At 34.9% G+C, this 24,021-nt stretch carries 16 protein-coding genes; 12 read left to right on the plus strand and 4 right to left on the minus strand.

The genetic code is table 11. The annotated features are described in order from the left end of the window. Nucleotides 1-50 precede the first annotated feature (50 nt). Nucleotides 51-2,699: an MGH1-like glycoside hydrolase domain-containing protein gene (locus tag YW9_RS0108375; RefSeq protein WP_018279731.1), complete on the plus strand. Its 2,649-nt coding sequence runs from the start codon at nucleotides 51-53 to the stop codon at nucleotides 2,697-2,699. Between the two features lie 238 nt (nucleotides 2,700-2,937). Here YW9_RS0108375 and hemN read toward each other — a convergent pair whose 3' ends face one another. Both hemN and cysS read right to left on the minus strand, forming a co-directional pair. Continuing rightward, nucleotides 2,938-4,302, minus strand: a complete 1,365-nt coding sequence (hemN, locus tag YW9_RS0108380) for an oxygen-independent coproporphyrinogen III oxidase (protein WP_018279732.1) — start codon at nucleotides 4,300-4,302, stop codon at nucleotides 2,938-2,940. A gap of 280 nt (nucleotides 4,303-4,582) precedes the next feature. Further along, nucleotides 4,583-6,052, minus strand: coding sequence for a cysteine--tRNA ligase (cysS, locus tag YW9_RS0108390; protein ID WP_018279734.1), 1,470 nt, complete (start codon nucleotides 6,050-6,052; stop codon nucleotides 4,583-4,585). Nucleotides 6,053-6,394: 342 nt separating this feature from the next. On the opposite strand from cysS, the gene YW9_RS0108395 reads away from it, so the two are divergent. Continuing rightward, nucleotides 6,395-7,195, plus strand: a complete 801-nt coding sequence (locus tag YW9_RS0108395) for an MbnP family protein (RefSeq protein WP_018279735.1) — start codon at nucleotides 6,395-6,397, stop codon at nucleotides 7,193-7,195. A 73-nt stretch (nucleotides 7,196-7,268) separates the two neighbouring features. On the opposite strand, the gene YW9_RS0108400 is transcribed toward YW9_RS0108395, so the two are convergent. After that, a complete protein-coding gene (locus YW9_RS0108400) occupies nucleotides 7,269-8,666 on the minus strand; it encodes a M56 family metallopeptidase (RefSeq protein WP_018279736.1) in 1,398 nt (465 codons plus the stop codon). Nucleotides 8,667-8,671: 5 nt separating this feature from the next. Continuing rightward, complete coding sequence (locus YW9_RS0108405) at nucleotides 8,672-9,043, minus strand: BlaI/MecI/CopY family transcriptional regulator (protein ID WP_018279737.1); 372 nt, start codon at nucleotides 9,041-9,043, stop codon at nucleotides 8,672-8,674. A 385-nt stretch (nucleotides 9,044-9,428) separates the two neighbouring features. On the opposite strand from YW9_RS0108405, the gene YW9_RS0108410 reads away from it, so the two are divergent. From YW9_RS0108410 to YW9_RS13145, 10 genes are all read left to right on the plus strand, one after another. Further along, a complete protein-coding gene (locus YW9_RS0108410; RefSeq protein WP_018279738.1) occupies nucleotides 9,429-10,118 on the plus strand; it encodes a succinate dehydrogenase cytochrome b subunit in 690 nt (229 codons plus the stop codon). Between the two features lie 2 nt (nucleotides 10,119-10,120). Continuing rightward, nucleotides 10,121-12,151 (plus strand): fumarate reductase/succinate dehydrogenase flavoprotein subunit, encoded by a 2,031-nt coding sequence (locus tag YW9_RS0108415; protein ID WP_013996368.1) that lies wholly within the window; start codon nucleotides 10,121-10,123, stop codon nucleotides 12,149-12,151. Nucleotides 12,152-12,221: 70 nt separating this feature from the next. Continuing rightward, entirely contained in the window at nucleotides 12,222-12,608 is a 387-nt protein-coding gene (locus YW9_RS0108420; RefSeq protein WP_018279739.1) for a four helix bundle protein, read from the plus strand. 55 nt (nucleotides 12,609-12,663) lie between these two features. Beyond that, nucleotides 12,664-13,407, plus strand: a complete 744-nt coding sequence (locus YW9_RS0108425; protein ID WP_018279740.1) for a succinate dehydrogenase/fumarate reductase iron-sulfur subunit — start codon at nucleotides 12,664-12,666, stop codon at nucleotides 13,405-13,407. Nucleotides 13,408-13,490: 83 nt separating this feature from the next. Next, entirely contained in the window at nucleotides 13,491-14,555 is a 1,065-nt protein-coding gene (locus YW9_RS0108430) for a lactonase family protein (RefSeq protein ID WP_018279741.1), read from the plus strand. Nucleotides 14,556-14,778: 223 nt separating this feature from the next. Beyond that, nucleotides 14,779-17,694 (plus strand): TonB-dependent receptor, encoded by a 2,916-nt coding sequence (locus YW9_RS0108435; RefSeq protein WP_018279742.1) that lies wholly within the window; start codon nucleotides 14,779-14,781, stop codon nucleotides 17,692-17,694. Between the two features lie 265 nt (nucleotides 17,695-17,959). Continuing rightward, on the plus strand, nucleotides 17,960-20,659 hold the full coding sequence (locus tag YW9_RS0108440; protein ID WP_018279743.1) for a TonB-dependent receptor: 2,700 nt from the start codon (nucleotides 17,960-17,962) through the stop codon (nucleotides 20,657-20,659). A gap of 619 nt (nucleotides 20,660-21,278) precedes the next feature. After that, complete coding sequence (locus YW9_RS0108445; protein ID WP_018279744.1) at nucleotides 21,279-21,839, plus strand: hypothetical protein; 561 nt, start codon at nucleotides 21,279-21,281, stop codon at nucleotides 21,837-21,839. 246 nt (nucleotides 21,840-22,085) lie between these two features. Further along, nucleotides 22,086-22,385: a hypothetical protein gene (locus YW9_RS0108450; RefSeq protein ID WP_018279745.1), complete on the plus strand. Its 300-nt coding sequence runs from the start codon at nucleotides 22,086-22,088 to the stop codon at nucleotides 22,383-22,385. Nucleotides 22,386-22,805: 420 nt separating this feature from the next. Then, nucleotides 22,806-23,294: an RHS repeat domain-containing protein gene (locus tag YW9_RS13145; protein WP_018279746.1), complete on the plus strand. Its 489-nt coding sequence runs from the start codon at nucleotides 22,806-22,808 to the stop codon at nucleotides 23,292-23,294. Nucleotides 23,295-24,021 lie beyond the last annotated feature (727 nt).

Raw genomic sequence — 24,021 nt, forward strand, 5'->3', positions numbered from 1 at the left:
TTGTTAAAATATTTGATAAAACGAAAAAAGCATAAAAAGTAAGATACGAAATGATTTCAGAGTCAGCGGAAGATAAACGAATTAGAGAAAAAGATAAGAAAGAAAAAGAATGGTTGCGTTGGGGACCTTATCTCAGTGAACGCCAATGGGGAACTGTACGTGAGGATTATAGTGCAAATGGTGATGCTTGGAATTACATTTCCCACGATAATGCTCGTAGTCGTACCTATCGTTGGGGAGAGGACGGACTGGCTGGAATTTCCGATAATTCTTGCAATGTTTGTCTTTCTGTAGCTTTGTGGAATGGTAAAGATACCATTTTGAAGGAACGACTTTACGGGCTTAGTAACAATCAGGGAAATCACGGCGAAGACGTCAAAGAATTGTACTATTATTTGGACAATACACCCACGCATTCCTATATGAAGTATCTATATAAATATCCACAAAATGCGTTCCCTTACGAAACTCTAGAAAGAGTTAATGCTGAGAGAGGATTGCAGGATACAGAGTTTGAACTTCCTGAAACAGGTATTTTTGATGAAAATGCTTATTTTGATGTGCAGGTGGAGTATGCAAAATATAATGAAAATGACATTTTTATGAAAATAACCGTAACAAATCAAGGAGAAGAAATAGCTCCTTTAACGTTGTTACCTACGTTGTTGATGAGAAATTATTGGAGTTTCATTGAAGTAGAGCAAAAACCAAAAATTAGTTTGTTAAAAAATGAATATGGCTATTTTGCAGAAGTAGATAATAAATCTGTTGGAACTTTCTTTTTGTATTTTGATGAAGCAGACAAACATCTTTTTACTGAAAATGAGACTAATGACGAGAAAATACATCAACACAAGAATGACCATCCTTTCAAGAAAGATTTGTTTCACGAAGCGGTGATTTCTGGAGATTTTTCTTTGGCAACTCATAATCAAGAAGGTACAAAGTTCTCCCCGATGTATCATTTTGAGATAGCTCCCAAAGGACAAAAAGTAGTTTTTTTACGACTTACGAATCAGCAACAAGAAAATCCTTTTTCAGACGCTGAAAAGTTATTTGAACAACGTGAACAAGAATGTGAAATATTTTACAGAAATCTTCTCAAATGTCCTAATGAAGAATTATATTTAATTCAAAAACAGGCATTTTCAGGATTATTGTGGAACAAACAATATTACTATTATGATATTGAACAATGGTTGGAAGGCGACCCTAAACAACCTAAACCGCCTCAGCAACGTTGGAATGGACGAAATGCTGAATGGCTAACGTTACGCAATAACGATATTTTGCTTATGCCCGATAAATGGGAATATCCTTGGTATGCTTCTTGGGATTCTGCGTTCCATTGTGTTAGTATGTCGGTAATTGATACTCAGTTTGCTAAGGAACAGCTTTTGTTGTTTAATAAAGAATGGTATATGCGTCCTAATGGCCAAATTCCAGCATACGAATGGAATTTCAGTGACGTTAATCCACCAGTACAACCTTGGGCAACGCTTATGGTTTACAATATCGATAAAGAGAGAACAGGAAAGCCTGATATCAGTTTTCTCAAACGTATGTTCAATAAGCTGACTGTAAATTTTACTTGGTGGGTAAATCGATTGGATAGCACAGATAACAATGTTTTTGAAGGTGGATTCTTGGGGTTGGATAATATTGGAGTTTTTGACCGTAGTCAAGGCATTCCAGGAGTAAAACTTTTGGAGCAAGTTGATGGTACAGCTTGGATGGCATTGTATTGCCTTTGTATGCTGAAAATCAGTTTGGAAATTTCCAAAGAAGACGAAACGTATGAAGAAATGGCTATCAAGTTTTTTGGGCATTTTGTTCATATTGCGAAAGCCTTAAACCATATGAATCAGGAAAATAAGGGAATTTGGGATGAGAATGAAGGCTTCTTTTACGATAAAATCATTTTTGAAGATGGAGGTTCCAAACTTATCAAGGTTCGTTCTGTGGTAGGAATGCTTGCTTTGATGGCAGTACTTCATATTGACGGTGAAACGTTGAACAAATTACCAAGATTGAAAAGAAGTTTTTCGTGGTTTGATAAATATAGAATGAGTAAGCTAAGACACCCAATTATTCAAACTTCTGAAAAAGACGAAGGTATTTTATTATCATTAGTTCCTAAAAACCGCATTCGTAGATTGATGAGAGCCCTTATTGACGAAAAAGAGTTTTTAAGTGAATATGGAATTCGTTCACTTTCAAAAATATACGAAACTCCTTTTACGGTTCCGTTGGAAGGAAATAATTATCAGATTGCTTATGACCCAGCAGAATCCACAAGTAACTTGTTCGGAGGAAATAGTAACTGGAGAGGACCAATTTGGTTTCCAATAAATTATATTTTGATAGATGCTTTGAGGGAATTGCATAAGTTTTTTGAAGATACTCGTTTTGAATTTCCAACGGGGAATGAAGATAATCTGTTGAGTTTAGACCAAATAGCAGATGAACTCAGTAAACGACTGGTAAATATTTTTCGAGAAAATCCAGAAGGAAATCGTCCAGTAAATCGTTTACATTGCGAATTGTATCAACGTCCTGAGTTTAAGAATTTGATTCTATTTTATGAATATTTCCACGGAGATAATGGTAGGGGAGTTGGAGCTTCACATCAAACAGGTTGGACAGCCTTAGTCGCTAATTTGATTGTCGAAACTTTTAGTGAACAACCACCTTGCTAATTTAATTTGACAGATTTTTCTAAATTAAAAAAGTTTTATGAAAGCAAAATATTTTGGCTAATTCATAAAACTTTTTTCTTTTTTACTACCATAAAAAGAAAAAGGGACTTGTTTCACAACATTGTCCCTTTTCAATCACTAACTAAAAAAACTCAATCACTATGATTCTTAATTCTAAAATTTTAAATAACAAACGGAAATCATAAAAATTTATTTTCCATTTGTCAGTATCCCAATTCTACACTGTCATACTAAATATTTTTGTGTTTGGGATATTACGTTGTAATCGTAAATCGAATGCCATACACACATTTCTTACGAATGGCTTTCCAGCATTGGTTACTTCAATCTTTTTATCAACTATTCGGATTAAATCATCGCTAACCATCTCAGATAATCGTTTCGTTACATTCTCTATTTCACAAAAATACATAGAACTTTCTTCCCAAGATGTATTAAAATGACACATCAAATTCAAAATGTGCTTACGAACAACTAAATCCTCTCCGTTTAGGATATGTCCTCTGAAAACAGGAATTTCATTGCGTTCTACCCGAGCATAATAAGCATCTAAATCTTTCTCATTCTGAGCGAAACCATACCAACTGTCACTTATTGCCGACATCCCCAAGCCAATCATTACCTGAGTTTTGGAAGCTGTATAGCCCATAAAATTTCGATGTAAGTTGTTGTTTTCAAATGATTTATACATTGAGTCGGAAGGTAACGAGAAATGGTCCATACCAATTTCGGCATATCCTGCATTAAGCAAATGTTTCTTTCCTGTTTCGTACAACAACCTCTTTTCATCTCCCGATGGCAAATTACTTTCATCGAATCCTCTTTGTCCGTTTCCTTTAATCCAAGGTACGTGTGCGTAGCTATAGAAAGCAATGCGATCAGGACGAAGCTGATTAGTCTTATCAATAGTAAAAAGAACATCCTCAAGCGTTTGAAAAGGCAGTCCAAAAACTAAATCGTGGCTAATTGATTTATACCCAATTTCTCTCGCCCACTCAGTTGCTTTTTCTACGTTGCTAAAAGGCTGAATGCGATGTATCGCTTTTTGCACCTTTGGAGAATAATCCTGTACACCATAACTAACACGATCGAATCCCAAATCAAACAAGGTTTGTAAATGTTCTCTTGTAGTGTTATTCGGGTGACCTTCAAAGCTAAAGGCTTTATTTTCCGCAATGTCAGCAGTGTCAAAAATTCCCTCAAGCAAACGTTTTAATTCTTTGGGTTTGAAGAATGTCGGCGTTCCTCCTCCTAAGTGAACTTCTTTAATGAGTGGTCTCGCTCCTAAAATGTCAAGATACAATTTCCACTCTTTCAACACTGCATCTACATAGGGTATTTCTACCTCGTGACGCTTTGTAATTCGTTTGTGGCAACCACAGAATGTGCATAAGCTCTCGCAAAAAGGAAGATGTATATAAATACTAATTCCCTCAGAACGATTACTTTCAGCAAAAGATTTTTGGAGACTTTCAATCCATTTTTCATTGGAAAATGAAAGATTATCCCAATACGGAACCGTCGGATAACTTGTATAACGCGGTCCTGCAACATTGTATTTTTGTATGAGCGATATTGCCATTATTATATTTCAAACAGCCGTGCAAAGGTAGCTGCCTTTTAGTGAATAAAAAATGATATATGTCAGTAAGTTTATTGTATGTTGATTTTTCGTGTTTTTGATAATTAGTTTTCTAAAGTTAAAACTTGAAAAATAACGACCTGCAAAGGTAAAAATTTACTTCCATTCGTGAAAATATTTAGTGTTACTGGAGGAAATTTTTCTCTCAACATTTATAATCAGTTTCCTATATTCCTTTTTATGTAAAGAAAGTGCTTACGAAAAATTGTTTATTGTTACTTTAATTAATTGAATAGGTTGTTCCGTCTTTTCCGTCTTTGAGTTGAATACCGATGGCTTTCAGCTCGTCGCGGATTTTGTCGGACAACGCCCAGTCTTTATTAGCACGAGCTTCCATACGCATCTGAATGAGCATCTGCATTACGCCGTCCAATTTATCATTATTTTCAGTAGCTTGTTGTTCATCTTTCAGTCCTAAAACCTCAAAAACAAAGGCGTTGAAAGTGGCTTCCAGCTCACGAAGGTCGGTTTCGGTTAGAGTTTCTTTACCATCTTTCACTAAGTTTATGATGCGAACGCCCTCAAAGAGTTGAGCAATGAGTATGGGGCTATTGAAGTCATCATTCATAGCATTGTAGCATTGCTGCTTCCAATTTTGCACATCGAATGAAGAGTTTTTCGAAACTGGCAAGGACGAAAGGATTTTTCCTGCCTCCATAAGTCGGTTAAAGCCCTTTTCGGCTGCGAGCATTGCCTCGTTGGAAATATCCAAAACGCTGCGGTAATGGGCTTGCATAAAGCAGAAACGCACCACCGAAGGCTTAAAGGGTTTCTCGAAGAAGCCATTTTCTCCTGAAATAAGCTGCATTGGTAAAATGTAATTTCCTGTGGATTTGCTCATTCGTTGCCCGTTCATTGTCAGCATATTGGCGTGTAGCCAATAGCGTACGGGTGAGTGTCCGTGTCCGGCTTTGCCTTGAGCGATTTCGCATTCGTGATGTGGGAATTTCAAGTCCATTCCGCCTCCGTGAATGTCAAACTCTTCACCTAAGTACTTAGTGCTCATTACCGTACACTCCAAATGCCAGCCTGGAAAACCATCTCCCCAAGGCGATGCCCATCGCATAATATGAGCAGGTGAGGCTTTCTTCCAGAGGGCGAAGTCCTGCGGATTTTTCTTTTCGCCTTGTCCGTCCAAATCGCGAGTGTTGGCGAATAGCTCCTCTATATTTCTGCGTGAAAGCTCTCCGTAATTTAGTCCGCGTCGATTGTACTCTTGCACGTCAAAATACACCGAACCATTACTTTCGTATGCAAAACCCTCTTTGACGAGTTTTTCGGTGAGTTGTATTTGTTCGAGAATATGCCCCGTAGCAGTGGGCTCGATAGTTGGAGGCAAATTATTGAACATTTCCAATACTTTATGAAAATCCACCGTGTATTTTTGTACGATTTCCATCGGTTCGAGTTTTTCCAATCGAGATTGTTTTACGAAGCGGTCGTTTTCAACGTTGCCATCGTCGGTAAGATGCCCAGCATCTGTGATGTTCCTAACGTATCGAACCTTATATCCGATGTGTTTCAAGTATCTGAAAATTAGGTCGAACGACATAAGGGTTCGGCAATTTCCCAAATGTACATTGCTGTAAACGGTAGGTCCGCAGACGTACATTCCAACGTGTCCTTCCTTCAAAGGAACAAAGTTTTCTTTTTCGCCCGTAAGGGAGTTGTATATGTTAAGTTTTTGCATTTTTCAGGATTTTTCTATTTGTTTGAATTTATATTTCTTCATAAAAGAGTAAAATCGACCGCCAAAGATATAAAATATCTTTTTAGAGAAGAAAACAATTACTTATAATATTTTTAAGAATAGCGAGTAAAGAGAGATTTTTTGTACAGAAGGCTTAAATATTTCACAGAGAATTAAATGTATTGAATTATTTTGTGTTAATGAAACTAAAAAAGCAGAAAAAAATTTTTTTACACCAAAATAAGAATTAGTTTTGCACCTGAGTAACAAGTTAAATATTGTGTTTTTTTGCCCACTTTGTTTTCTGTTGCCAAATAGTTTATAAATATAAAAGTAAAGGAAATGAAAGAATTAAAAAGTGTATTGTTGGTTTTGATGATTACCTTGGTTGTTTCTTGTAAAAAAGATGAACCTAATCAGATTATGGAGGAGCCAACAGGGAAAGTTGCATTAGAATTTCAGAATGTTTATCAAGATAGTCCGTTTGGACTGAGTCAAGATTACACAACTCCTCCCCCAATGAAGCAAAAAATTAATTATTCGCGATTTACGTATATGATTAGTGATATTTCATTGGTAAATGATAAAGGAGAGGAAATAAAGTATCATCATACAAATCCTGATAAAGGAGCTTTTTTGCTGGTTCACCACGAAAATACTACGCCTAAGGAAATTGAATTAAAGCAAATTCCGATAGGAACTTATACTAAGGTTAAACTTAGAGTAGGGCTTTCCAACGCAGCGTGGAAACTTGGAGAAAATCAGCAACAAACTTTTTGGAATGCATCAAAAGCAGTAGGTTTGACTTGGGATAGTTGGGCTAAGGGTTATAAACATTTCAATCTTGAAGGAAATTGGGGAGAAGAAGGAGAGGCGTTTAGTGTACAAATAGGAAATATTCCTTCTGAAAATAAGGAAAGGTCGATTGAATTGATATTGTCGTTACCCGAAAATTTGGTTATTAAAAAAGATGAAACGAAAAATATCCGTTTTGAAGTGAATGTTAGTGCAGTGTTTGGAAGTAAGAATAAAATAACTATAACCAAAGAAAATGCAATCGTTCAAGATGAAAGTAATCAAATATTCTCTAAAATAATGGAGAACTTTACAGCCAATGTATTCAAAGCAGCATCTGTTTATTAATAATTGAAAGAAATTTTGAAAAAGTCCTCAGATTTGCTTCTGAGGACTTTTCATTTGATGAAGGCTGATATATTTACTTCAAAAATATTTCTACTATCTTTTTGTTATTTTTTTCTCCTTCCGGTTTTCTTGCTGTAATACTACTAATTTTCGAACTTGGTAAGGCTTTTACTTCGGAAATTGTAGCTTTTTTTCCGTTGATATAAAAGTCAACATCAGAAGAGTTTCCTTCAATAGCTACGTTACCTTGTTTTGGTGCAATTACTTTCACAGCCTCTCCTTTTAAGTCTGCAATTATCGCACTTATATAAGCATCTTTATTAGATGTTTTTTTGCTGACGATAATGACTCCATTCTTTCCTTTCTCACCATAAAGCTCAATAGCTCTTTCATCTTTTAGCACAGTAATGTTCTCAATTTCGTCAGGGTTTATTTGTTGTAATTCGGAAAAATCTATCTCCTTACCATCTATAATAACAGTTGGCTTAGGTTCGTGTAAGTATTGAACTTTTGCCTTTATAGGGTCCTTTACTTGCTCCTGATAACCAATAATTTTGATGTTTGGTGTTTCGTTTTTTGTTTCTTTTTCTTGTGCTTGTAATGTTTGGTTTGAAAACAAAATCATTGTAGCACCTACAGCTAAAACAAGAGTTGTGTACCCCCATTTTGCTTTTCCTGTTGATTTTTCTTTCAGTGACATATAAATACGAGTTTTTAAATTACTTGTTTCAAAATTGTGAGCTAAAGCTATTTTTTTGCTTCCCACACATCTGTCTATTAGTTCTCTACGATACTGATTTGCATCGCTTATTTGGTTTATAGCTTTTTCATCTGCCTGAAATTCGTGGATAGTCATCAATTGCTTTTTTAGTAACCATACAAAAGGATTCCACCAGAAAATTAGATTGTAAAATTCTACAAAAAGTAAGTCCCAAGAGTGCCCGAGTTGAACGTGAGCTTTTTCGTGGTTTACTACATTTTTAAAATCGTTTTTAATGTCTTTTTCCGATAGAATGATATAACTAAACCAGCTGAAAGGAGAAATATCTTCAGAAGTTATATGTATTGTTCCACAATTGGTTAGCTTCATTTTCTTTGAACTGCGAATGATTCTCCTAAGAGATATAATTCCGAAGATGTACCTTACTAAGAATATTGACATTCCAATGAAGTAAACAGATATAATTCCGTTATAGAACCACTTATTGCTTTCTTCTTTAGGGATTTCATCGGCATTATTATCAAAAATCAAAGTTATTGTGTTTTTTGAAAAGGTTTGATTATCACTCAAGTAAAAATCAGGTATAGGGACTTCTATAAAAGGAAGGACTAAACTACCAATAAAGATTAATAAAATCGTAATTCTATTCGTTTGATGAAATGTATTTCCTTTTATAAAAATTTGATATAATATGAATGAAAGTCCTATAAAGGTTAAGTTTTTAACGATAAATGAGAATAAATTTTCCATAGATGTTAATTTTTGTTGTTTTTGTCAATATCGTCCAATAATTTACGAATTTCATCTACTGATAAATTTTCCGACTTAATGAATGTATTTACTACATTGAGGTATGAATTTCCAAAGTATTTTTTTACAACATTTTTAAGTGTACGATTGTGATAATCTTCTTTTGAAATGACGGGGAAATACCGATATGAACTACCAAACGATTCGTGTGATAAGAATCCTTTTTCCTCCAAAGCTCTAACATAGGTTGAAATTGTGTTAAAGTGAGGTTTTGGGTCGTCGTACTTTTCTACAATCTGCTTTACAAAAAGTTTTCCTTCTTCCCAGAAGAAAGACATTATTTCTTCTTCTTTAGATGTTAATTCTTTTATATTCATTATTTTATTTATTATGACTTTTTCTCACTTTTAATTATGATGCAAATGTAAACTATATTTTTTAGTTAAGCAACTATTTTTTATAGTTTTTGTTTAAAAAAATAAAAATAGTTTCACAACTGATACTTTTGCTATTGCTTAATTTTAAAAATCATATTTGTAATTTAAGGGTTTATTTTACTTATGAATTATTAAGTCTGTATTTTTATGTCTTTACAATTATTAATATGATAATTTTCTCATAAAGTGCTTTATTTCTTACCATTGATTTTCTATCTAAATTATATTCATTATAAATTAGGGTAGAAAAGTCTTTTTTAGTTGCCCAAACCATTAAAAGTATTTAACTTTGTGTGAAATTTTTAAATAACAATTAACAAATATAATGGCAGCACTATTCAAAACATCTATTGCTCGAAAGGTGGCGATGGCGTTATCGGCACTTTTCCTGATTGTCTTTTTGGTGATACACTTGGCTGTGAATTTTACGTCGGTTTTCAGCGCTGATTTATTCAACGAGTTATCACATTTTATGGGAACAAATCCACTGGTTCAAGGCTTAATGCAACCCATTCTGATGTTGGGAGTTATTTTCCACTTCGTGATGGGTTTTGTTTTGGAAATGCAAAACCGTAAAGCCCGTGGAGCTAACGCTTATGCCCGTTACAACGGAGCGGCAAATTCCACTTGGATGTCACGTAATATGATTTACAGTGGAATGTTCATCCTCATCTTCTTAGGAATTCACTTGGTAGATTTCTGGGTTCACGAAATGACCGTGAAGTATGTAGAAGGAGATATGAGTGGAATGATTAACGGGGAGTACCGCTATTATGCCGATTTGGTTGAAAAAATGTCAGAAACTTGGCGAGTAATTGCTTATTGTGCTGGTTTCGTGTTCCTTTTCCTCCACTTAATTCACGGCTTTCAGTCGTCATTCCAATCAATGGGCTGGAAAGATGACAAACGCAAAAAATTCATCAGTACAGTAGGGTGTATTTATTCATTTGTGATTTGTGGCGGATTCGTTTTCGTTGCTTTGTTCCATTATTTTAATCATTTATTAGGGAAATAACTATGAAGAAATTAGATTCTAAAATTCCAGAAGGTCCTATTGCAGAGAAGTGGACAAAACATAAAAATCATATCAATCTTGTAAATCCTGCTAACAAACGTAACATTGATGTTATCGTAGTGGGAACAGGGCTTGCGGGAGGTTCGGCTGCGGCAACTTTAGCAGAATTGGGCTATAATGTAAAAGCTTTTGCTTATCAAGATTCACCGCGTCGAGCTCACTCCATTGCAGCACAAGGAGGTATAAACGCCGCTAAAAACTATATGGGTGATGGAGATTCCGACTACCGACTTTTCTACGATACGGTAAAAGGAGGTGATTTCCGTGCCAGAGAAGCGAATGTGTATCGTTTGGCGGAAGTTTCTGCAAACATTATTGACCAATGTGTGGCTCAAGGAGTTCCATTGGCTCGTGATTACGGCGGATTGTTAGACAACCGCTCGTTTGGAGGTACCCAAGTTTCTCGTACGTTCTACGCAAAGGGTCAAACAGGGCAACAATTGTTGTTGGGTTGCTATTCAGCAATGAATCGACAAATCGCTCGTGGAAAGATTGATATGTACAATCGTCACGAAATGTTAGACATCGTTGTTGTTGATGGAAAAGCTCGTGGGATTATCGCTCGTGATTTGATAACAGGAAAAATAGAACGTCATTCGGCTCACGCTGTGGTAATTGCAACAGGAGGTTACGGAAACGTATATTTCCTTTCTACCAATGCGATGGGCTGTAACGGAACGGCAGCTTGGAAAACACACAAGCGAGGAGCATTTTTCGCAAATCCTTGTTTTACACAAATTCACCCAACTTGTATTCCGCGTTCAGGAGATTATCAATCTAAATTGACTTTGATGTCTGAATCACTTCGTAACGACGGACGTATTTGGGTTCCAAAGAAAATGGACGATGTGTACGCTATCCGCGAAGGACGTAAAAAACCAACCGAAATTGCTGAGGAAGACCGCGATTACTACTTGGAAAGACGTTATCCAGCTTACGGAAACTTAGCTCCGCGTGATATTGCTTCACGTGCTGCCAAAGAGCGTTGCGATGCTGGTTATGGCGTAAATGCTACGGGAGAAGCCGTATATCTTGACTTTTCTTCTGCTATTGAGCGTTACGGAAGAGAGCAATGTAAAATCCACGGAATTGAAAATCCTTCCAAAGAAGAAATCATCAAACGAGGAGAGAAAATCGTTGAGGCTAAATATGGAAACCTTTTCCAAATGTACGAAAAAATCGTTGATGAAAACCCGTATAAAACTCCAATGATGATTTACCCTGCAACGCACTACACAATGGGCGGAATCTGGGTAGATTACAACTTAATGACTACAATTCCAGGTTGTTACTGTATCGGTGAGGCGAACTTCTCTGACCACGGGGCAAACCGCTTGGGAGCTTCCGCTTTGATGCAAGGTCTGGCAGATGGATACTTCGTTCTTCCTTATACTATTGGAGATTACTTGGCAGCGGATATTCGCACAGGAAAAATTTCAACCGATTTACCTGAATTTGAAGAAGCAGAAAGAGTAGTAACTGAGCGATTGAAATTCTTTATCAACAATAAAGGTACACATTCAGTAGATTACTTCCACAAAAAACTTGGAAAAGTAATGTGGGATAAGGTAGGAATGGCACGTAATGCACAAGGATTGAAAGAGGCTATTCAGGAAATTCGTGAAATTCGTGAAGATTTCTGGAAAAATGTAAAAGTTCCAGGAGAAATGTACGAAATGAACGTAGAACTTGAAAAAGCAGGACGTGTAGCCGATTTCTTGGAGCTTGGTGAGTTGTTCGCTAAAGATGCTTTGGAAAGAAACGAATCGTGTGGAGGACACTTCCGTGAAGAGTATCAAACTCCTGATGGAGAAGCACTTCGTGATGACGAAAACTATGCATACGTAGCTGCTTGGCAGTACACAGGAAATCCGAACGAAATCAAATGTACTTACAATCCGAGTGAAGAAATCGTACATAAAGAACAATTAGAGTTTAAAGATATTAAATTAGTACAACGTAGTTATAAATAGGAGAAAGAAGGAATAGAAAAATAGAAAGATTAGAAGAATAGAAAGATTATAAGGAGATAGGTTTGTAACAATGTTAAATAAAGTTACGTCATATAAAGAATTAGTCGTTTGGCAAAAATCAATGGATTTAGTCAAGAGAGTATATGAAGTAACTCGCTTATTTCCTGAGGAAGAAAAATTTGGGTTAACAAGCCAAATTCGCCGAAGTGCAGTGTCGATACCATCCAATATAGCAGAAGGTTGGGGACGAGCCTCTTTGAGAAGTTGCTTAAACTTTTTAAGAATAGCACAAGGCTCTCTTTTTGAATTGGAAACTCAAATATATATAGCAAAAGGATTGGGTTTTTCATCGGACAGTCATATAGAAGAACTCATTTCTGAAATAGGAAAAATGATAGGTTCGATGATTTTCAAAATGAAATCCAGAGATAATATCCAAAGCGACCCAAAAAACTGAAAATTCTATATATCTAATCATTCTTACTTCCTAATCTCCCTAAATCCTAAGCACAATGAATTTAACATTAAAAATTTGGAGACAGAAGAACGCCAACGATAAGGGTCGTATGGTAGAATATAAAGTAACCGATATTTCCGAACATATGTCGTTCTTGGAAATGATGGACGTACTTAATGAAAGTTTAGTAGCCAAAGGTGAAGAACCTGTGGCGTTTGACCACGATTGTCGTGAAGGAATTTGTGGTATGTGTTCGCTTTTCATCAACGGGGAAGCTCACGGACCTGACCGTGGAATTACTACGTGTCAGTTACATATGCGTATGTTCAACGACGGCGACACCATCACTATTGAGCCTTGGAGAGCAACTGCTTTCCCTGTAATCAAAGACTTGATTGTGGACAGAACCGCTTTCGAGCGTATCCAACAAGCAGGAGGATATATTTCGGTAAATACTTCTGGAAACACACAAGATGCCAATGCGATTCCAATTCCGAAATACGATGCTGACCGCTCAATGGATGCTGCTTCTTGTATCGGCTGTGGAGCTTGTGTGGCAACGTGTAAGAACTCATCAGCGATGTTGTTTGTAGCGGCAAAAGTGTCACAATTTGCATTACTTCCTCAAGGACGTGTAGAGGCTGCTGACCGTGTGATGAATATGGTACACCAAATGGATTTGGAAGGTTTCGGAAACTGTACCAATACAGGAGCTTGTGAGGTAGAATGTCCGAAAGGTATTTCTTTGGAAAATATCGCACGTATGAACCGTGAGTATTTGAAAGCAAGTTGTAGATAATTAGATAACTTATAAACTTTATATAACCGAAAGTAGATTTTGAAATTAAACATCTTACTTTCGGTTTTTTTATTTTTAATTATATGAAAAAACTTTTTTCTGTAATCGCATTATTATTTAGTGTGATTTCTTTGGCTCAAAATGGAAAAAATATTCAATTTTTAGTGGGTACCTATACGGATTCCGATAGTGAAGGAATTTATCTGTATAATTTTGATAAAGAGAACCTCAAATTTGAAAAAATAACTTCTGTTTTTGCGAAAAATCCTTCATATTTGGCTTTGTCTCCTGATGAAAAACTCCTGTTTTCGGTAAGTGAAAATGGTCAAGAGGACAGCGAGGTTTTGTCTTTTTCTTTAGATAAAAAAGTAGGTAAGATAAATCTAATTAATGCACAAAACACTAAAGGAGGAGCTCCTTGTTATGTTATGTATGATTCTGGTAACAAGAATGTTATAACAGCAAATTATACGGGAGGAAATATTTCTGTATTCACTATAACAGAAAATGGAGTTTTACAAGAAATTTCACAAAATATTACTTTTGATAAACATTCTCATTTGCATTCTGTACAATTTTCACCTGATAAAAAACGAGTTCTGGCAACAGATTTAGGAACAGATAAAGTTTATTCCTTTAAATTGAAGGATAATCAATTACAACGTATTCAAAATGAAGGTATAACATTGCCGAAGGGAATGGGACCACGCCATTTTACATTTTCTGCTAATGGAAAATATTTGTATGTTTTGGGAGAGTTTTCGCGTGAGATAATTGTACTTAAACAAAAGGAAAATCAATTTATAAAATTACAAGTTATTACTACTGATGAATTTACGAGCGGAAAAGGAGCGGCTGATATTCATATTAGTCCTAATGGAAAGTTTCTGTACGCTTCCAATCGGCTTGTGAATGATGGAATTGCTATTTTTTCTATCCAAAAATCAGGAAAATTGAAAAAGATTGGCTATCAAACAACAAAAAAGCATCCAAGAAACTTTGCGATAACTTCAGATGGGAAATATATGTTTGTTGCGTCACGAGATGAAAACATTATTCAAGTGTTTGAAATTCAATCGAATGAGTTGCTTGGGTTAAAAACAGAATTGAATGTTCCTAAACCTGTTTGTATTCAGTTTCTACAATAAATAGTATTATGAAACTCAATTTTGTTTTTATATAATTATTTTGTTAAAAAAATGATAATATTTAATTTTTATTCTTGAATGTGATGTGTTTTTTGAAATATTATTCCTAAAAAGCTGTATTCTTTCTTTAAACAATAATCATTTAACAATTACTTAACAAATCTTGTTTGAAAAAATCGCAAATTTGCAACCTAATAAACTAACTTTTATATCACATAGAAAAATGAAAAACTGGGTTTTAAATTTAGCCTTAATTTTATTATCAGCAATGACTTACGCACAAGGAGTTGTAACTGGTACAGTCATTGATGGGGAACTTAACACACCTCTTCCAGGGGCGAACGTGTTAATAAAAGGGACTACCAAAGGAACTTCTTCCGATATGGACGGAAAATTTTCCTTACAAGTAGAATCTAATTCGGGAACTTTAGAAATTTCTTACATAGGATTTGTAACTCAAAGGGTAAATTATACATTATCAGGAGGAAAAGCTAATGTGAGAATCGTCTTACAACCTGATGCTCAGAATTTAGGTGAAGTTGTAGTTATGGGAAGTTCTTTATTAGATATTGCTAAAGAGCGAAAAACACCTGTAGCAGTTTCAACCATCAAGGCAGCGGAAATTGTTGAAAGATTAGGTAACAAAGAATTTCCAGAAATCTTGAACAGAACTCCGTCTGTATATGCTACCAAAGGTGGAGGAGGTTTTGGTGATGCCAAAATTAATATTCGAGGTTTTGCCAATGAGAATATTGCTGTAATGGTTAATGGTGTTCCTGTGAATGATATGGAGAATGGTCGTGTGTATTGGAGTAACTGGGCTGGTCTTTCAGATGTAACTTCAGCAATGCAAGTACAACGAGGTTTAGGAGCTTCAAAATTGGCAATCGCTTCAGTTGGTGGTACTATTAATGTGGTTACTCGTGCATCTGATATGCCTGAGGGAGGGGTTGCTTATGCAGGTTATGGAAACAATGGTGGAAATAATGAGTATAAGGGACTTGTTGCTTATAATACGGGAAAAAGTGAAAAAGGTTGGTCTTCATCTGTTTTGTTCAGCCGTAGTTGGGGTGAGAAATATGCAGATGCTACAAAATTTGAAGGATATAATTACTTTTTCGCATTAGGGTATACACCATCTGAAAAGCACAATTTACAATTTGTGATAACAGGGGCTCCTCAATGGCACGATCAACGTTCGTCATCAGTGTCAATTGCTGATGCAATAAAATACGGAGGCTCACCTGAAAAACCAAATCGAAAATATAATTCTGATTGGGGATATTTGAATGGAGAGGTACATTCAAATCGTCGTAATGCATATCACAAACCAGTGATGATGCTTAACTGGGATTGGAATGTCACTCAACAATCTACTTTGAGTACTGTGGTTTATGCTTCTTTCGGACGTGGTTTTGGAACGGGTGATTTAGGATCTGCTTGGACAGGTGGTTTTAGACAAGATAGAAGGACAGGACGATATAGCCCTGAGACAACAAGAGTTTCAAATATAAGAACATCAGAAGGACTTATTGATTTTGATGCTATTAGTAGTTATAACAAAGGGGAGGATATTTCTTCAAAGCATAAGATAAAACAGATTAATACACCAAACAAGTTAGGTTTAGCCAGAGAGGTGACAGATCCAGATAATAGAAAACATAATGTTTATGAAGGGTTTGTAAGGAGAGCAAGTGTAAATTCACACGATTGGTATGGTGTTTTGACAAATTTCAATCATAAAATTAACGACAGATTTACTGTAAATATTGGACTTGATGGAAGATATTACTACGGATATCATTATCAGTCACTTACAAATCTATGGGGAGCTTCTTCTTATACAGATTCTTCAAATAAAAATTTGACTGGAGCCAATACTGTATCAAGAGTTGTAAACGATAAACCAAGTTACAATCCTTTTGGAGGAAAAATAGAGCCAATAGAAAATCGTGTAGCTTATAGCAATGATGGTGAGGTACGTTGGGCTGGTCTTTTTGCTCAATTGGAATATTCTGATGATAATTTCTCTGCTTTTGTACAAGGTTCTTCTTCCCTACAAGAATTTCAACGTATTGACGAATTTTTAAAACCAGGTACTGAGGCTGTTAGAGGAAATCCTATGACAAAAATGGAAAGAAAAACAGGTTTCAGAGATCTTTTGGGATACAATATCAAAGCAGGAGCGAATTACAACATTAATGAGCAACATAATGTTTTTGCTAACATTGGTTACTATTCAAAACAACCTTTTTTCAATGCTGTATATACAAACAACAGAAATTTCTTAAATCCTAATTTAACTAATGAGAAGATTTTTGGTGTTGAGGCTGGATACGGATTTAAATCAAGTTTTGCAAATGTAAACTTGAATGTGTATAGAACTTCTTGGAAAGATCGCTTTGTAAGAAAATCAAATGATGTTAATGGTGTTCGTGCTTACGCTAACATACTTGGTGTGGAGGAAATTCACCAAGGAATTGAATTAGAAACAGATGTTAGAGTAACGGATTATTTGCGTTTCAAAGGTTCATTATCTTTAGGAAATTGGTTCTATCAAGGAAATGCTCTAGGAAGTTTGTATAATGAAAGTAACGAGCCTATTGACGGACAAGGAAACGTAGTTCCTGCTGGTAGTGCTGAATCAATCACTTTGTTTTTGGATAAAGTGAAAGTAGGTGATTCTGCACAACAAACGGCTTCTTTAGGTGCCACCATTACACCTATTGAAGGATTAAACTTCAATGTTGACTGGAGATATGTAAATAATTTGTATGCGAACTTAAACGTAGCTGATTTTACAACTCAGGCAGCAGCGGACAGAGGTGCATTGCAATTACCAAGTTTTAATTTGTTTGATTTGAATGCTTCTTACAAATTACCTTTAGTTGATAAACAATCTATTACATTCTCAGTTAATGTAGACAATGTATTGGATAAGCTCTACATTGCAGAGTCTTATGATAACAGATATGCTAAAACGTTAGCAGATTTTAAAGATGATGCAGTTAAAGGAACAGCACAAAAACAGTTCAGTGATTATCAGTCTAATAATCTTTATAAAGGAATTGATACATCAAATCGAGTTTATTTCGGTTCTGGAAGAACTTGGAGTTTTGGACTTAGATATACTTTCTAGAAAAAAGATAAATTTTTCAAAAAAAAGCCACTTTTTAAAAGTGGCTTTTTTTATTGTTAAAATGATGAACGTTTAATATAAGCAATTTGATTATGAGTTTTTTGTAAAATATTGTTTCTCTTCTTTTTATGAAATATTTTTCATTTGTAAAGGTGTTTTATTTATAAAAAGTTATAGTTTCCTAAAATATTAACTATTTTTTAACGTGAATATCTTAATAAAAGTTGAAAATTTGTAACGGGAAAGATATAATGAATTAAGAGAGATGAGAGACAGACTACTACACTCGTTAGTGCTATTTTTAATAGTCACAAGCATAGCTTATGCTCAGAATTTTGTAAAAGGAAAAGTAATTGATGAAGAAAGCAAACAACCATTATCAGGTGCCAGTGTACTTCTGAAAGGCAACATTATGGGAGTTTCAACAGATGAAAAAGGAGAATTTTTATTGGAGGTTCCTTCTCGGTTAGGAATACTTGAGGTGTCATATGCGGGTTTTATTTCTCAAGAAGTACAATTCCGAATTTTAAGAAAAACACAACCAATAGTAATAGAATTAGAAACAGATGCTTGTTTACTCACAAACGTTATTGTGAACAATAATCTGTTAGATATGGCACAGGAAAGAAAAACGCCTGTTGCACTTTCAACAATCTTCTCTCAGGAAATAACTGAGAAATTAGGCAATCAAGAACTATCAGAAATACTAAACAAAGTACCTTCGGTTTATGCTACGAAATCGGGAGGGGGCTTTGGAGATTCCAAAACCAGTATTCGTGGCTTTACAAGTGAAAATATTGCTGTGATGGTAAATGGAGTGCCTATCAATGATATGGAAAACGACAAAGTTTATTGGAGTAATTGGACGGGTATTGCCGATGTAACCTCGGTTTTGCAAGTGCAAAGAGGATTGGGAGCTTCCAAATTAGCCATAGCTTCTGTAGGAGGGACTATTAACATTGCTACACGTTCGCCTAATTTGAATGAAGGGGGAGCGATACTAAGTTCCGTAGGAAATGATTATGCAGTTAAAACTTCTGCAATGTATAATACAGGGAAAAACGAAAAAGGTTTTTCGACTTCTATTCTTATAGGAAGAACATCAGGCAATAAATATGTAAGAGGTACTGAATTTGAAGGCTATAACTATTACTTAGCTTTTGGATATACTCCTTCAGCTAAACATAATTTTCAGCTGATGATGACAGGCTCTCCTCAGTGGCACAATCAGCGACTTTCTTACGTGAAAATATCAGATGCTCTACATTATGGAACTAACGGAAATCCCGATAGAAAATACAATCGTGATATGGGAAGCCTAATGGGAAAAGATTACAATGTGTACAGAAATGTGTATCATAAACCAATTATAATGCTAAATTGGGATTGGAATCTGTCAGACAAGACAATGATCAATACGACTGCATATACTTCATTTGGTAGAGGTTCTGGAACATTGAATTATGGTTCTGTTCAGGGAAGAGATTTCGAGTCTTTCAGAAATGTTGAAACAGGGTTGTATGATTTTGATGCTATTGCAGAAGCAAACAAAGGAGCAAACATTAATGAAAGTACTCTTATTCGCACAGCACGAATAAATTCACACGATTGGTACGGCATCTTAACAAATTTTAATCACAAACTTTCTGATAATTTAATATTTTACATAGGAATTGATGGTCGATATTACAAAGGTTACCATTATGCGATGTTAAGCGACTTACTTGGAGCTAAATTCTACAAAGATGATTCAAATAAAAATTTGAAATTGGATAATTATGTATCTGTTGTAAATGCTAATTATCCAACTTATAATCTTTTCTTCTCCAAAGTAGATGACGTGGCGAATACTATTTTTTATAACAATGTGGGACAGATATTTTGGGCAGGAACTTTTGGTAGGTTGGAGTATTCCAAAGAAAATTTATCTGCTTTCGTTCAAGGTTCTATATCGAATAAAGGTTATAAAAGAACAGATAATTTTTTAGCTGAAGGGACATTGCTTGAAGGAACGAATATCTATCTTCCACAGAAAACGAACTACGAAACATTTTTAGGATATAATCTTAAAGTAGGGGTTAATCATAATATAGGAAATCACAACGTATTTACGAATGTTGGATATTATGAAAAACAACCAAACTTCAATGCGGTTTATAGAGGAGGGCTCAATTATCCGGCTTCTAACAATGTGAATGAAAAGGTATTAGGAATTGAATTAGGATACGGACTTAGGCTGAAAAACCTTAATGCAAAAGTCAATATCTACAGAACAACTTGGAACGATAGATACATAAGAAAAGATAACCTTACAGATATTGACCCTAACAAAACACGCTATTATGCTGAAATTTCAAATTTGGACGAACTTCATCAGGGAATCGAATTAGAATTGCTTTATAAATATAATAAATATTTGAAGTTTAGTGCGATGGCTTCCTTAGGTAATTGGTACTATGAGGGAAATGCAGAAGCACAAACGTACAGAATAGCAGATAGAAAACCTCATATTCTTTCAGGAGCTAAATCAAACAGATTACCTCTTTTGCTAGATAAAGTGAAAGTGGGAGGTACCGCACAGATGACGGCTAATATTGGTGTGATTGTTACCCCGCTCAAGCAATTGAATATTAATGTTGATTGGCATTATGTCAATCAGTTGTATTCAGATTTTGATATCTATACATTCAGTAGTAATGACACGGCTTCCAAAGGAGTTTTAAGGCTTCCAAGTTATAACTTGTTTGATTTTTCAGCATCTTACAAATTACCTTTGTTTAAAAGACATACAATGACTTTCGGTATTAACGTACACAATCTACTTGATACGTACTACATTGCTGAATCACAGGATAATATCCATACGACTGCTAATAGTGAAGTTTATAAAGGAATAGATACACGGAATCGCGTGTATTTTGGTTTCGGACGCACTTGGAACTTTTCAATGAAGTATTCTTTTTAATCAGAACAGAAAATCCGTTTATTATTAACTTTAAACGGATTTTTTTAATATTTTGGTTTCATAGCTAATCCAGAATAGTTTGTCGTACTGATTCCCCTTTGAAGGGGGTAGGGGGATGTATAATCTAAGAAACATCCTCCGTCCTTCGGACACCGCCTTCAAAGGAGGATTTTAGGGTGTGACAATTTATATGAAGTTAGCTATATTATCTCTATATTTACGTTTTTTTATGTTAAAATTAACGTTATAATTTTGTTATAATATAAATTTTTATACATTTGCCCCCGCATACAATTAACTCAACATACTAAAACAGCATAAAAATACTATGAAAAACTTGTGTAATTCACATAAAATCAGTATATTTGTACGTGCCTTAGCACAGCACAGCACAGCACAGCACAGCACAGCACAGCACAGCACAGCACTTAAACAGCCAAAATAGTGTAGTTACTACACCTTATGATATAAATCCGCTTGATGGAGAGCAATCTTCATCAAGTGGATTTTTTATTTCCTTTAAAGGGACGTTTTCTATTAATTCCTAAAAATCTTAATTTCTAATATCCTAGTTTCCTAATCCCCTAACTTCCTGAAATTAATAAAAAAACATAAAGCAATGGCAGAATCTAAAAACAACATCATCACACACGGACTAAGCGGAAAAGTAGGTAATATGCTGGTGTTCAGTCAGCGTAACGGAAAGACCATAGTTTCGCAAAAACCTACTAAGAAAACCATTACTTCTGAAAAAGTAAAGGAGCAGATAGTAAAATTTCAACAGGCAACAATTTATGCCAAAACAGCACTCAAAAATCCTGAGGTTAAGGAGCAATATCAATCAGTGGCCGATAAAAAGCAAGGAGTCACAGCCTATAACGTGGCAGTTGCTGATATGTTACAAGCCCCAAAGATTGAGCAGATTGACCTTTCGGACTATGCGGGTCAGGTAGGCGATACCATCAAAGTTAGAGCCTATGATGATTTCAAAGTAGCATCGGTAACGGTACATATTTACAATTCCGATGGTTCGTTGGTGGAAGAAGGCAATGCAGTGGATAATGGGTTGGATTGGGTCTATACCGCTACGCAAACCAATGCAGACCTTTCGGGCGACAAGATTGTAGTACGAGCCACAGACCTACCTGCTAATACCACTGAAAGTGTTAAAAATATATAAAAGAAGAATGAAAAGCATAGCTTGGATACACCTTGGGTAGAGCTTGGGTGGATACTGAATTTGAATAAAAAATAATTAACAAATTCATTAAAGAATAATTAACAATTATAAATGCCGTTTGCACTGCTATTGCCCCTTTGAAGGGGCAGCTCGTAGAGCGGGGATGTAAAAGATAAAACAGATAATAAATAAGGCGTAACCTGAAAAGCCTGTAATAGAGTAGGGGTAATTAAAAAGTTAAATAAAATGCAAGAAAATTCGCAACAAAACTCTGAAAAACAAGTTTTTTTTGTTCAACAAGCTGAAAATAAAAGCAATGGAATAGGTATTGCTGGATTTGTTTTGGCTTTGTTAGGTTTATTTTTAGGATGGATACCCGTTTTAGGTTGGATATTATGGGCTTTAGGGTTAATTCTGTCAGGAGTTGGAATAACCAGAAAACCTAAAGGTTTGGCTATTGCAGGACTTGTAATCTCATTAATAGGTCTAATTATCCTTATTTTTGTGGTAGGAGCCATTGGAGCCATTGCAGCAGCTGGCGCATAACACATAAACGTTATTATAAAGGATAAATGATTAAATACGTTTATCCTTTATGTTTAAACAATAATCTAATTTATAATTAACACTAAAAACAAATGAAAAAAATAGTTATAGTAATTGGTTTAATGGTAGTTAGTTTGGGGTACGGACAGAATTCTGATTTAGAACGATTAAAAGTTAAAGGAAGTCCTTTTTTTTAAAGAATTTTATATCACATCTGAGGGACAAATTCCTAACATTCCTTCTACTTATAACATTATTGAAGGATATGCGGATTATAGAGGAGAACTTAAACCTAACTATTACTATGAATTTAACCAAGACGGAAATATTTCTTCTATTTCACCAGTAAGAGGAGGAGAATCTGTAAAAATTACCTATCAAGGCGAAAAAGAGGTAAAACGTCAAATAGGAGAAAATGATGTGTTTGAATATTTCTATGATAGTAAAGGAAAGTTAGTTCGCAAAAGACGAATAAATCTTCTTACTGAAGAAATTGCAGAAAGTTCTACTTATCAATATGATGGCAAAGGAAATATTATATCAGAAGTGTTTTTAGATAGCTATGGAGAGCAAGGAAAAAATGATTTTATTTATGATTCTAAAGGAAGATTGGTAAAGGTAATTCTTGAAGATATTGTAGAGGGGGGCGAATTTATTTTTAACTATGTTTATGACACACAAGGAAATTTATCTGAGTATAAGAGTGGTGCAGATAAGGTCGTTTTTAAATATGATCCTAAGGGAAATATGATTTCTGCCAAAGGACAATATTTCGGGGAGTTGTTAGATTTGATATATAAGTATGTTTTTGATGAAAAAGGAAATTGGACAACAAAATATATTTACAACCAAGGTAAACAAGTTGCAAAAATTCAAAAACATATTTGGGATACAGATGATACTCCTTGATAAAATATAAAAGGCGTTAGCTTAAAAGCTCTGTAATAGACATCAAGAATATGTGAGAAATTTTACACCACAGGAAGGGACAATCTCTATAACTAATAATTCTAATGGAGGTAATCCATATACAATAAAAGTAGGAGATAAAGTTTAGCGTTTGGAGGTAGGTAAACGCTTAAAGTATCTGTTTCTGTAGGAAAAACCTATCAGGTAGAATGGAACAAATCAGCGAATACTTGTTTTATCCTACAACAGGAAGTGAGAAAGTTTCCCCTACTTGTAGCAATAAAACAGTAAAAGTAAGTTTTTCATAACAACATTAAAAAAAGCCTCTATAAAAAAAGAGGCTTTTTTTTGTATATTTGTGGCAGTTTTGATGGTTAAGTAAAATAATAGAATATTTTTTAGTAAGATTGTCAAAGATTAATTATCTGTTTTTCAGTTTTTTATTTTTGTTGGTAATGATTTTGTAAAAAATTTCATCAAATTATTTTGGATATATCAAAAAAGGTATTACTTTTGCACCCGCTTTGAGAGAGTCATTAGTTAATAGGGATTAGTGATTAGTAATAAAGCAAAAAGTTCAAAAAAATATTTTTGAAAAAAAAGTTCAGAAAATTTTGGTGGTTTAGAAAAAAGTATTACTTTTGCACCCGCTTTGAGAAAGTCATTAGTTAATAGGGATTAGTGATTAGTAATAAAGCAAAAAGTTCAAAAAAAATATTTTTGAAAA

This window comes from Capnocytophaga cynodegmi DSM 19736 (genome assembly GCF_000379185.1).
In the GTDB taxonomy this organism is placed as follows: Bacteria; Bacteroidota; Bacteroidia; order Flavobacteriales; family Flavobacteriaceae; genus Capnocytophaga; species Capnocytophaga cynodegmi.

Coding starts and splice junctions, on each gene's coding strand:
- YW9_RS0108375 (WP_018279731.1), top strand. CDS start 51: ATGATTTCAGAGTCAGCGGAAGATAAACGAATTAGAGAAAAAGATAAG.
- hemN (WP_018279732.1), bottom strand. CDS start 4,302: ATGGCAATATCGCTCATACAAAAATACAATGTTGCAGGACCGCGTTAT.
- cysS (WP_018279734.1), bottom strand. CDS start 6,052: ATGCAAAAACTTAACATATACAACTCCCTTACGGGCGAAAAAGAAAAC.
- YW9_RS0108395 (WP_018279735.1), top strand. CDS start 6,395: ATGAAAGAATTAAAAAGTGTATTGTTGGTTTTGATGATTACCTTGGTT.
- YW9_RS0108400 (WP_018279736.1), bottom strand. CDS start 8,666: ATGGAAAATTTATTCTCATTTATCGTTAAAAACTTAACCTTTATAGGA.
- YW9_RS0108405 (WP_018279737.1), bottom strand. CDS start 9,043: ATGAATATAAAAGAATTAACATCTAAAGAAGAAGAAATAATGTCTTTC.
- YW9_RS0108410 (WP_018279738.1), top strand. CDS start 9,429: ATGGCAGCACTATTCAAAACATCTATTGCTCGAAAGGTGGCGATGGCG.
- YW9_RS0108415 (WP_013996368.1), top strand. CDS start 10,121: ATGAAGAAATTAGATTCTAAAATTCCAGAAGGTCCTATTGCAGAGAAG.
- YW9_RS0108420 (WP_018279739.1), top strand. CDS start 12,222: ATGTTAAATAAAGTTACGTCATATAAAGAATTAGTCGTTTGGCAAAAA.
- YW9_RS0108425 (WP_018279740.1), top strand. CDS start 12,664: ATGAATTTAACATTAAAAATTTGGAGACAGAAGAACGCCAACGATAAG.
- YW9_RS0108430 (WP_018279741.1), top strand. CDS start 13,491: ATGAAAAAACTTTTTTCTGTAATCGCATTATTATTTAGTGTGATTTCT.
- YW9_RS0108435 (WP_018279742.1), top strand. CDS start 14,779: ATGAAAAACTGGGTTTTAAATTTAGCCTTAATTTTATTATCAGCAATG.
- YW9_RS0108440 (WP_018279743.1), top strand. CDS start 17,960: ATGAGAGACAGACTACTACACTCGTTAGTGCTATTTTTAATAGTCACA.
- YW9_RS0108445 (WP_018279744.1), top strand. CDS start 21,279: ATGGCAGAATCTAAAAACAACATCATCACACACGGACTAAGCGGAAAA.
- YW9_RS0108450 (WP_018279745.1), top strand. CDS start 22,086: ATGCAAGAAAATTCGCAACAAAACTCTGAAAAACAAGTTTTTTTTGTT.